Consider the following 10,573-nt stretch of genomic DNA (forward strand, 5'->3'; position numbering starts at 1 on the left):
GGGTGCCGCCGTCTCGGCAATGGGAGAGCCAGTGTTCGTGATTCGTTGGTCACACGACTGATGAATCTCAATAGGTGAACTGCAACAAAAGGAATCACTTCCATGATTCGCCGCAGCATTGGCTTTTTGTTCGTATTTGCATTTTCTATTCATTCCTTCGCGAGTCCAACGAACCGGGGCTACTCAGGTGCTCCGGGTTCGCTGGGAAGGTGCTCGTCAAGCTGTCACGGTGTCAACGGCGGCACAGTGCAGGTGACGGGTTTCCCGACGGAATATGTGCCGGATTCGACCTACTTGCTTACTATTCAAGCCGTGTCCGGTTCTCCGATTAAGAACTTCAACGGCTCGGTCCGCGTCGGGACCGGCTCCGTCACTGCCGGGCAGATTACTCCCGGCTTCAATACAACGACGTATAGTATTGCGCAAGAGAACAATGGTGTGCGGCTGTCTGTGCTCGATAGACAGAGTGCGAATTTTAACTGGCGGGCACCGGCCGCAGGGACGGGAACCGTCAGGCTATACGTAGCCGCACATCAAGGTCCACGGGATTCAGGGCCGAACACGAACCTCACCATTGTCTCGACTGAGGCGGTGATCCCGCAAGCTCCGAACGCTCCGACCAATCCGACACCCATTGACGGGGCAATCAATGTTTCGCTTCCGCTTGTGCTCGGTTGGTCTGCTGTTTCAGAAGCCGAGTCCTATGAGGTCTTTCTTGGAACGGCAGAGCCGCTTGGCACGCTTGGCACTGTTGAGGCCAATTCCTTCCCGCTGACCACTCAGCTTTCACCCAATACCGTCTATTTGTGGCGGGTGGACGCTTCAAATGCGGCGGGAACTACGGAAGGTTTTCTGTGGAGCTTCACGACTGAGTCGCAGTCCGCCGCCCACGACATCCCTGCGGTATCGAGCTTCCTATTGAGCGATGCCTACCCAAATCCGTTCAACGGACTCGTGCGGCTCAATCTCACGCTGCCGCAAACGGGAATGGCATTGGCGAAGGTCTACGATATCAACGGCCGCGAAACGGCAACTCTCGTTAACGGTAGTCTTGGCGCAGGAGCGCATGTTCTGGAGTGGAATGCTGCAGGCAGCTCAGCAGGACTCTACTTCCTGAGACTCCAGGTGAACGGCATTTCTGAAAATAGAAAGCTCGTGTATCTGCCGTAATCCGATATAGGACAAAATCAAAAAGCCCACTCTTGAGAGCGGGCTTTTTTGTTGCTTGCCTGTGCCTGTTTACAGACTTGGCGACTTTACAACAAGCATTTTTTCGACCTGCATGTCGCGAATCGAATAGGGAATCCCGCCAATGCCGTAACCTGATTGCTTCAAGCCCGCGAAGGGCATCCAGTCCACACGAAAGGCCGTGTGCTCATTCAACATCACCGCCGAGGCATTGAGCTGTGAATAGCACTTCAATGCCGTGTCAATGTCTTTCGTATAGACAGCGGCTTGAAAGGAAAACGGAGAGTTGTTCGCCCGGGCAATGGCATCATCCAAATCTTTGTACACGTAGACACACACGACAGGACCGAAAATCTCCTGTGTCGTGACTTTCGAAGTGTCGGTCGGATTCCAGAGCACGGTTGCCTTGTAGCTTGTATTGCTCAGAGGTTCCGCTCCGCAGAGCGGAACTGCTCCTTCTGCGATGGCTTCACGCACCCACATATTAATGCGTGTGACTTCCTGCGGGCGAATCAAGGGGCCAATTTCCGTATCTGCCACTGTGGGGTCGCCAATCTTCATCCTGCTGCCGGCTTCGGCAAGCTTCTGTGCAAATTCGAACCCGAAGGACTCAGGCACATAAATTCTCTGGACGGATACACACACCTGTCCGGCATGGTAGAATCCGCCTTTGGCCAACGGCGCTATGGCTGCTTTCCAGTCGGCATCCTCGGCGAGAATGACGGGTGCTGTCCCGCCGTGTTCCAGCGCACAGCGTGTGCCCGGTGCAATCTTGGAGCGCAGCATCCAGCCCACCTTGAAGCTGCCGATGAATGTCAAGAAGGCAACACGCGGGTCGGTCGCCAGCTTCTCCGCAACGCTGAGGTCGCTGGTAATGCAGGCCTGGCACCACTCTTCAGGCAGCCCCGCCGCATAAAGCATCTCCACAAGCCTGAAACAAGAGAGCGGCGTATCATCAGCAGGCTTGACTATTACCGGACACCCTGCCGCAATGGCAGGACCGACCTGATGCGCAATCAAGTTTAACGGATGATTGAAGGCGCTGATGGCCACCACCGGGCCAATTGGCTCAAGCCGTGTGACTGCGAGCTTGTTGGACGATGCGGCATTGACATTCATCGGTATTTCGCGGCCTGAGTTGGTGCGCATGGTCTCTATGCACACACGAATACTGTCCGCCGCGCGGGCCACCTCAACTCGCGAATCCATCAGCGGCTTGCCGCCTTCGCGTGCGGCCTCGACAGCCAATGATTCAGCATTCTCAAGAATCAGCTTCTGCAAATTCTCCAGAATTTGCAGTCTTTTCGGCAAAGGCAGCCATGACTGCTTATCACTGTGCAGTTTATGAGCAGTGTTCAGAGCAACGTCAATGGCATCCACACCGGCGGTTTCAACGGTGGCGATAGGCTTGAGGTCGAAGGGCGAAATGACCTCGACTTGACCGGTGGCGCGGGCGCCGCGAATCATGAGAGGATAGTGGGGCATAATATCACTCGTTGAATCTGTAATCCTAATAAAATAGGAATATTACCGCTTATCCGCAATTTGCTTTCCGAAGATAAATGACTAAATTATAGAAAGAAAGGGGGGCCTCCAACCCTAACAGCTTGAACAGGCTACCATCGACAGCATCCGTCATTCCCAGCGCCATTAAGGTATGAGTCACGAAATTCCGATGTTCTATGACCTCGCGATCATTCTGGCATGCGCGCTGCCCGTGCTGTTTCTGTCGCGGCGCATCGGCTTGCCTCCGATTGCGGGCTTTGTGCTCACGGGTGTCTTAATTGGACCCTCCGGACTGGGTTTCATCAAGAACTTGGACCACGTCGAAAGCTCTGCGGAAGTCGGCGTGATTCTGCTGCTCTTTATCGTCGGCTTGGAGCTGTCGCTCTCGGCGCTGAAAAGCACGCCATTCAGTGTGTATCTCGCGGCGATTGGGCAGGTCGTCGGCACTATTGCGCTTACGGTTGCAATTGTACTTTCTGCGGGCATGCCGCTTCAGCTCGCGTTAGTGACCGGATTTGTGGTGACTGTATCCTCCTCGGCCCTTGTGCTCAAGGGACTTGCGGACAAAGGTGAGTTGAATACTCCGCTTGGCCGTATGGTTGTCACAATCTGCGTCGTGCAGGACTTGGCCATCGTGCCCATGATGCTGACGGTCAGTATCCTTGCGACCGGGCAGATCACCACGTATGAAATCGGTGTTCGAACGATTCTGATGATCGGTTGGGTGCTCTCGCTCTATCTCTTGGGACGGTGGATCATTCCCCAAATGATGCGATGGCTCGTGAAGATCCAGGCAGCCGAAGCAATCCTCCTGTTCGCGATTCTCGTGATGCTCGTGATCGGCGCACTCAGTTCGGTCGCCGGACTCTCGATTGCTCTTGGTGCATTCGCCGCGGGAGTGATCCTGTCGGAGAATGAATTCAGCGCACACATTTATTCACAAGTCCAAGCTTTCAGCACGCTCTTTTCGTCGCTGTTCTTCGTTTCGATCGGAATGCTGCTCGACTTGCGCTTTGTGTTTACCCATCTTGAGACCGTGTTGCTTGTATCCGTTGCGATTCTGATTCTAAAAGCGCTGATCGTCATCGGAGTCAGCCTGCCCATCGGTTTGTCATTGCGTGAGCGAGTCCAGGGCGGATTCTATCTCGCGCAGATCGGCGAATTCTCGTTCCTGCTCCTAAGCGCTGCGATGATGGGCGGACTGTTAATGGAAGAGGAGTTTCAGTATCTTATCGCCGCGTCGAGCCTTACACTTGCAGTTACTCCAATCGTCATGCAGTATGCGCCGACCGTTGCCTTTCACGCCGGCAAGCGAATCGGCAGAAAACACGGCGAAATGATTGTTTCCGCAGAACCGCTGCCCGCGCGTCCTTCGCCCGCCGTGCTCATCGTCGGGTACGGCCTGAATGGAAAAAATGTCGCCCGTGTGCTGCGCGAAGCAGGAATTTACTACGAAATCCTTGAATTCAATCCCAAAACCGTGCGCGAAGCTCGAAATGACGGTGAAATTATCCATTACGGTGATGTCACACACGCCGAGTTTCTAAACCACCTCGGTCTGAAGGACTTTGACAGCGCGGTCATCGCCATTTCCGACCCCGCCGCAACCCGCAGAGCCGTCGCAACCATTCACCGCCTCAATTCAAAACTTCACTTGATTGTCCGCACTCGTTATGTGGCTGAGGTCGAGCAACTCGAACAGCTCGGAGCGAAGTTGGTTGTGCCCGAGGAGTTTGAGACCTCCCTGCGCATATTCGTCGAGTTGCTCACACATTACCACATACCGCCTCATATCGTCGCGGCTCAAGTCGAAGTCGTGCGGAGCCAAAGCTATGGCACGCTGCGCGGAGCCGGATCAAGCGGCGACAAACTTGCACACCTGCTGATGATGAGACTCGTCGAGGCCGTGCCGGTCACGGAAAACAGCAAGGCACGAGGCAGAACTCTTCGCGAACTCGGTTTCACAAACGAAAGCCGTTGTCAAGTCATCGCGCTGCTGCGCGACGGATGCTCATATGCCGGAGATTTTCTCGATACGCAACTCTTGATGAATGACCTTGTCGTGCTCTACGGTGACCACGCCGCGCTGGATCAAGGTGTCAACCTTTTGAGTGCGTAGTGTCTGAAGACTTTCTGCGAAAGAATATGTAACCCAGCTTCTCGCCGCCTTCCTTGAATTTCTTCAAGTATCTGCGCGCCCAAGCGTATTCACTCGCCAGTATTGCCAGCCCAAGCGGAATGACCACGATCGCAGGTCCGGGCAGTACGACCATTAAAAGTCCCACGGCCAGCACGCTGAACCCGAGAATGGTCCGGACGAGTTTCAATGCGGCCGCAAAGGCAGCGTTTTTGTTATTCAAATAGTCCGGCAAAGCAATTTGTTACTGAATATTCAATTTTATGCTAACCCCTCCGCCTCAAGCTAACGGCCGCGTAGCTTCCATTGCCCGCCGAACGTGCCTGCTCAATCTGTCTTCCGGTGAACAGACGGAAGCAGTTCTGCGCGGAAAACTGTTCGACTATGACGGCAGCGGCGTGACGGTGGGCGACTGGGTGAGGGCTGAGTGCGAAAACGGGCAATGGGCGGTGGAAGAAGTGCTGGAACGCTCCAACTCCTATTTGCGAAAAGGATTGCGGCGCGAAAAACAGGTGATGTTTGCCAATGCCGACCGCGTTCTGATTGTCGCATCGCTGGCTCGGCCGCAAACCAAAATCGCTGCAATTGACAGATTTCTCGTCGCGGCACTTTTCGGCGGCGTTAAACCTGTGCTCGTCATGACGAAAAACGACCTCGATGACGAGAGCAAACGCGAACGCGAGATCCGCGCGATTTACGAAAGCTTCGACTTCCCCGTCTTCTCTGTGAGTAATGAAACCGGCGACGGCCTGCCGCAAATGAAGGGACTGTTGTCCGCCGGAACTTCTGCCATCATTGGCAACTCCGGAGTTGGAAAGAGCTCGTTGACTAATTTGCTCGTTCCTGACCTTGAACTGCGGGTGCGGGAAGTGAGTTCCTGGTCAGGCAAGGGAACACACACCACTACCGCAGCTCTGCTTGTCCGGTTCGGCGACGACGCCGCGCTGATTGACACTCCCGGTATGAAGAGTTTCGTGCCCTACGGTCTGACCCGTGAGAATCTCATTTCACTTTTCCCCGACGTGCGCGACTTGGCAGTCAACTGCCGCTTCCGCAATTGCAAGCACGTCGCCGAACCGGATTGTGCCGTGCTCGAAGCGCTGGATGAACACACTCTCGTTGAATCCCGCTACAAAAGCTACCACAGACTGTTAAGCGAGCTCGACGAAGACTATTGATGGGATTCTTGCAAAGTCAAAAGACGGCGGCAGCCGTCTTTTTTTGTTGACTACTTTGCGTTGCTGCGATGCAGAAGGTAATCAATCAAGTCGATTTTTGTGATGATGTCGCACGGCACGTCGTCTCGCAAGACCATCACCGCGTCGCGCGACAATTGCGTGAAAATCTGGCTGACCGTTTCAAGAGTCTCCTCTTCCGTGACCGTCGGAAAATCCGTCTGCACAAGCGGCTCAATGCTGGATTGCGACGTGCCGATTCCGGAGAGCAGGAACTTGAGCAGGTCAACCTCATGAATCAGACCAAGAACTTTGTCTCCCTGGATGACGGGCAGCTGCGATATGCCATTCTCTTTCATTTTTGTGATGACATTTCCGACCTTCTCAGTGCTGGGAACGGAAATCAGCGAAAACGGCAGACGCGCCAGCAGCAAATCGCCCACCGTTCCGATTTGAGTCGGTTCCTGCATCAAGCCGTTGTCGCGCATCCACTCATCGTTATACATCTTTGACAAATAGCGCGATCCGCTGTCAGGCAGAATCGTCACAATCACCGAGCCTTTCGGAGCGGTGCGCGCGACTTCAAGCGCTGCATGAACTGCTCCGCCCGACGAACCGCCCGCCATGATGCCTTCCTCGCGGCACAGCCGGCGCGCGTTGGAGAAGCACATTTTGTCATCAACTTGTATCATGTCGTCCACCAGCGTGAGATCCATGTTCCCGGTAATCATGTCCTCACCCATGCCTTCCACCTTGTACACGAACGGCTCGCTCATCTTGCCGGTCTTCCACAAACTGTGGAACACCGAGCCGTAAGGGTCCACCGCGATACACTTAATCTTGGGATTCTTCTCCTTAAGGTACTTTGCAATTCCCGCGAACGTCCCGAACGTCCCGACACCCGCGACAAAATGTGTTATCTGCCCTTCCGTCTGCTCCCAGATTTCCTTTCCTGTCAACTGATAGTGCGCTTCCGTGTTGACCGGATTGTGGTACTGATTCACGTAATAGCTGCCCGGCGTATCGCGATGAATCCGCTTTGCCGTCTCATAGTAGCTCTGCGGTGAATCAGCGGGAACATTGGTCGGCGTCACCACCACCTTCCCGCCGTAAGCCTTCATGCCGTCCGCCTTCTCCTGCGACATCTTGTCCGGCATCGTGAAAATGCAGCGATAACCCTTCACCGCCGCCACCATCGCAACACCCTGTCCGGTGTTGCCGCTTGTGTTCTCCACAATCAAACCTCCCGGCTTCAGCTCTCCTTCTCGAGCAGCCTTGTCAATCATGTAGATGGCGATGCGGTCCTTAATCGAACCGGACGGATTCAGGTGCTCACATTTGACCCAGATTTCTGAGCCTGTACCCTTGCCGATTTTGTTCAATCGCACCAGCGGTGTATTGCCGATGGCTTCTGTGATGTCGCCTAAACGGTTTTTTTCTTTGGAAGGTTGCATGACAATATTTTGGTAATGAATGAAATCTCAGACTCGTGATGCAAGAACCGCGGCAGCGGTGTCCCCGAACTCCAAAAACAAATACGGCTCGATCAACTCAAGCTCCATCAGAATGAACTTCCCGTCGCGCACTACTCCATCCACCCGCGCATACAGAAGCTCCTCGTCAAAAGGAACCGCCGCAAGAATCATGCGTGCCTGCTCGATGATATCCGGTGAGACTTCCGCGCGCGTGTAGACTCCTCCGTGCTTCGACTGCACACGAAAGTCGCCCTCGGCGGGCGTCTTCAGCACTGCGTGTGAAAACTTCTCCCGAAAGAAAATCAGCGAGTACTCCCCGGGACTCACAATCTCCGGAATAAACGGCTGCAGCATGAACCCCTTCTCTTCGGCAAGACCGTCCAGTTTCTCAACCACGGCATCAATGTTGTCCGGCGAGACTCTGAATGTGCTGTATGCTCCGCCCGAAACCGTCGGCTTCAGCACACAAGGACAATTGACGTGCTTGCGCAAGACGTCACGGGTAAGTTTGCCGCGCGCTATCCACGTTGTCTCCGGAATCAAAACTCCCTTCGCGGACAAGTCACGCATATAGAGCTTATCGCTGTTCCAGCGCACTATATCAGGAGGATTGTGCAGTTTGATTCCCGCCGCCTCCACCTTGTCAATCCATTGCAGAAATTCGATGACGCGGACAAAGTAATCCCAAGTCGTCCGGATGATGATCTGATCACATTCGCGCCATGACTCCTGCGGGTCGTCCCAGAAGACAATTCTGCATTCACCCCGACGGCGCAGCTCCTGATACAACAGCTGCTCTCCCCCGACGAGATCCGGAAACTCTCGCGACGTCGCCAGACCAATCATATCGTTCCGACAACCCGCTTCGGTTCGTCCGTGATAATCCCGCACACGCCGATGTCCACCAATCGCTTCGCTTCGGCCGGTTCATTCACCGTCCACGTGAACAGCGGCACATTGTGTATCTTGAAGAATCCCGCAAGCTCCGGTGTGATAAGCTCATGGTAAAATGCTATGCCCCGCGCATCAATCCGGTGCACGACTTCCAGAGCTTGTTCGAGACTCATTTGCTCCGCAACAATCCAAATCGCCGGAACGTCCTGAGCAAGCTTACGGTAGGCGGCAACAACCTCAGGCAGAAAGCTTGAAAATAGGAAAGTGTCCTTCGGCATCGTCTTGCGCGCTATGGCAAGAACCTCGGCCTCCCGTCCAGCGGTTTTAATCTCTATGTTCACGAAACCCTTGCCGGCCAACTCGCGCAGCACCTCCTCAAGCGTATGCACGTGCGCTCGTAAACCGTGCGCGACTTCCCGCATTTCCGCAAAGGTCAACTCCGCTATCTTCTCGCCGGTCGTAAACGCGTCGTCATGAAACACCACCGGCACTCCGTCGCGCGTCAACTGCACATCGAGCTCGACTCCGTCCGCGCCTTCATCAAGCGCCAACCGAAAGGAGGCAATTGTGTTCTCCTGCGCGCCGTTCGGTGAACCGCGATGCCCAAGTACCACGGGTCGGCCGGCCAGGACTTGTCGAAATCTATCTGCCACGGGAGCAAAAATTAGAAATTGGAAATAGGAAATAGGAAAACAAAACTGTATATCTCTTGATTCAATTCATCATACATCATTCATAATTCATCATTGGGTCAGCCCAGCCGCTGCATCGCAAGTTTTATTCGATCCAATGATTGTGTCAAAGCAAGCCGGATATACCCCACTCCCTCCTGCCCGAACCCGCGCCCGGGCGTCACAACTACGTCATGGTCGAGCGCCCGCTGCACAAAAGGCAGTTCGTCTTCTCCCACTTTCGCCCACACATAAAACGTCGCCGGACTTTCAATCACGTCAAGACCAAGTTCACGCAGTGCCTTCTCTGCGTACGCGCGTCGCTCACCGTAAATCTTGCGTATTTCCACAACCTCACGCGGCGGCTCAGTCCCGCGATAGCCTGCCAGCCCGTCCGCCATCGCGCGCTGAATCATCAGCGGCGCTCCCGAATCAATCTGCGACTTCGCCTTTACCAGCGCTGCAATGTAATCCGCACGTCCGACGCAGAATCCGATTCTGAACCCCGTCGCGTTAAAGACCTTTGAGAGCGAATGCATCTCCACCGCATTCTTTGTGTATTGCAGAAACGATGGCGCGACATAGTCCCCGAAAGTCATCTCGCTGTACGCGTGATCGTGACATACCACCGTCTCCGGATGCGTGTCGGCAAAATCCTGTAAGCTCTGCCAAAAGAACTCCGTCGCAATTGCACCCGTCGGATTGTTCGGATAGTTCACGAACAGCATCCGCGCACCTTCCGCCAAGTTCAAATCAGGCAAAAACCCGTTCTCTCTTGTCAATGGCATTGTCTGCACTTTTCCGTCGCACAGCGTCGCCACACCCTGCGCATATACAGGATAAGCAGGCGACGGCGCAGCCACCATGTCACCCGGATTCACAAACGCGCGCCCGAGTGACGACAATCCCTCTTTGCCACCCAATACGACACAAATCTGCGAATCAGGATCGAGTTCGACGCCGAACCGTCCCTTAAAATATTTTGCAATCGCCTTGCGCACACCCGCATCGCCGCGTGACGATGAATAGAAATGTGCGTCACTATCCGCCGCGTGCAATTGCAAACTCTTCGTAAATGAATCCGGCGGCGGCAAATCGGGATCACCGATCCCCAAATTGATCACATCACGGCCGGCAGCCGTCTTCTCGCTAATCTTCTTCTCAAGATCAGCAAACAAATATTCAGGTAAGCGGGTTAAGCGTGTGGCAGTCAAAGGAGTAGGGATAATTTAGTTTTGTTCGCCGAGCGGTCGCGTCCTCGCGCCGCCGGAATCTGCTTCTTTCCCGCCGAGTCGGGTTAAGGCCGCCGCAACCCGACCGGAATCCGTGTTCCGAAATGTAGCGCCCAGCTTGCTGGGCAAAATCCCCCGAGCGTATGCACAAATCTCAAGCGCATTCTATTATGTTCGCCGAGCGGGGATTAAGCGAAGTGCTTGAAAAGCACGTAGCGATTCCCCGCCGGAATTCTGTTATCTTGTCTAATTCGCATCGTCTTACGTTCGCCGAGCGGGGATTAAGCGCAGTGCT

Annotated in this window: 9 protein-coding genes; 3 read left to right on the top strand and 6 right to left on the bottom strand. The window is 54.5% G+C overall.

Features of this window, described 5'->3' with window-relative positions; translation table 11 throughout:
- The first annotated feature begins 102 nt into the window (after positions 1-102).
- Positions 103-1,170 carry a T9SS type A sorting domain-containing protein gene (locus tag HUU59_09495; protein ID NUO19668.1) on the top strand — a complete coding sequence of 356 codons (1,068 nt, stop codon included), beginning with the start codon at positions 103-105 and terminating at the stop codon, positions 1,168-1,170.
- Positions 1,171-1,239: 69 nt separating this feature from the next.
- Here the strand turns inward: HUU59_09495 and HUU59_09500 are convergent, their stop codons facing one another.
- A complete protein-coding gene (locus HUU59_09500; GenBank protein NUO19669.1) occupies positions 1,240-2,655 on the bottom strand; it encodes an aldehyde dehydrogenase family protein in 1,416 nt (471 codons plus the stop codon).
- A 190-nt stretch (positions 2,656-2,845) separates the two neighbouring features.
- On the opposite strand from HUU59_09500, the gene HUU59_09505 reads away from it, so the two are divergent.
- Positions 2,846-4,813: a cation:proton antiporter gene (locus HUU59_09505; protein ID NUO19670.1), complete on the top strand. Its 1,968-nt coding sequence runs from the start codon at positions 2,846-2,848 to the stop codon at positions 4,811-4,813.
- Here the strand turns inward: HUU59_09505 and HUU59_09510 are convergent.
- Entirely contained in the window at positions 4,794-5,072 is a 279-nt protein-coding gene (locus HUU59_09510; GenBank protein NUO19671.1) for a PGPGW domain-containing protein, read from the bottom strand. The two genes, HUU59_09505 and HUU59_09510, sit on opposite strands and share 20 nt — an antisense overlap.
- 22 nt (positions 5,073-5,094) lie before the next feature.
- Here HUU59_09510 and rsgA point away from each other — a divergent pair, with 22 nt between their 5' ends.
- Positions 5,095-6,009, top strand: coding sequence for a ribosome small subunit-dependent GTPase A (gene rsgA, locus HUU59_09515; GenBank protein ID NUO19672.1), 915 nt, complete (start codon positions 5,095-5,097; stop codon positions 6,007-6,009).
- Between the two features lie 50 nt (positions 6,010-6,059).
- On the opposite strand, the gene HUU59_09520 is transcribed toward rsgA, so the two are convergent.
- The 4 genes from HUU59_09520 to HUU59_09535 form a co-directional block, all read right to left on the bottom strand.
- Positions 6,060-7,460, bottom strand: a complete 1,401-nt coding sequence (locus tag HUU59_09520) for a pyridoxal-phosphate dependent enzyme (protein NUO19673.1) — start codon at positions 7,458-7,460, stop codon at positions 6,060-6,062.
- Between the two features lie 27 nt (positions 7,461-7,487).
- Positions 7,488-8,327 carry a hypothetical protein gene (locus HUU59_09525; protein NUO19674.1) on the bottom strand — a complete coding sequence of 280 codons (840 nt, stop codon included), beginning with the start codon at positions 8,325-8,327 and terminating at the stop codon, positions 7,488-7,490.
- The gene (locus tag HUU59_09530; GenBank protein NUO19675.1) at positions 8,324-9,028 is read right to left on the bottom strand and encodes a glycerophosphodiester phosphodiesterase; all 705 of its coding nucleotides are present in this window, start codon (positions 9,026-9,028) and stop codon (positions 8,324-8,326) included. Before HUU59_09530 ends, HUU59_09525 begins: the two co-directional genes overlap by 4 nt.
- 98 nt (positions 9,029-9,126) lie before the next feature.
- Positions 9,127-10,260: an aminotransferase class I/II-fold pyridoxal phosphate-dependent enzyme gene (locus tag HUU59_09535; protein ID NUO19676.1), complete on the bottom strand. Its 1,134-nt coding sequence runs from the start codon at positions 10,258-10,260 to the stop codon at positions 9,127-9,129.
- Positions 10,261-10,573 lie beyond the last annotated feature (313 nt).

Source organism: bacterium (assembly GCA_013360195.1).
In the GTDB taxonomy this organism is placed as follows: Bacteria; Electryoneota; RPQS01; order RPQS01; family RPQS01; genus JABWCQ01.